The organism is Acidilobus sp., assembly GCF_049973875.1.
Lineage (GTDB): Archaea > Thermoproteota > Thermoprotei_A > Sulfolobales > Acidilobaceae > Acidilobus.
This window is the reverse complement of sequence record NZ_JBMFJI010000112.1, coordinates 1-605: the sequence shown is the minus strand read 5'-3', so window position 1 is coordinate 605 and position 605 is coordinate 1. Positions and strand designations below refer to the sequence as shown.

Here is a 605-nt window from a genome sequence, read left to right as displayed (position 1 = left end):
GTTGTCTGTGAGATCAGTAACTAGGAACCTGATGCCAATGACTATTAAGGTGGGCGTTATGAGTGTGAAGGCGGTCAATTTGGTTGAGGTTCTCTCATTAAGAGCTACGTGGAGTACAACAGCTATGGCTAGAACCTATGCAAGGGTTCTAAGGATGCCCAGGGTAGGTTTATAGGAAAAAGGATCGTAGATATCATTGACCTGAAACACTCCGTTGCCCGCCATTACAAAGACCAAAATGTATGTAGTTAGGGCAAGAAGGATCGTAACCATAAGCGTTAATGTTATTAATGATCCTTCGTCACGGGGTCCTGTAATGCCTTCCACGGAATTCATTAAAACAGTTTATGAGGTCATCTCTCTTTTCGTTTTCAAAGCTACTTAACTTCCTCTCCTCCGTTTAGCCTGTCAAGGGCCTCCAGAATGTAACGCCTCATTAGCGTGGCCTCCCTGAGGTCCCGAGGGGATCTGGACAGACTTGGATGATTAAGGTGAAGCACCGGGTTGTTTGGAACGTAAGCGTAATGATACCCCCTTGAGGCAAGCATCACCCCAAGTAGCTGTTCATTGCCCCTTGCTGCACCTAGGCCTGGGTCCTCAGGGAG

1 pseudogene is annotated in these 605 nt (G+C 47.3%); it reads right to left on the bottom strand.

The annotated features are described in order from the left end of the window. Nucleotides 1-377 precede the first annotated feature (377 nt). Nucleotides 378-605 (bottom strand): annotated as a pseudogene (locus tag ACP5H1_RS08580) (hypothetical protein); the annotation flags it as partial.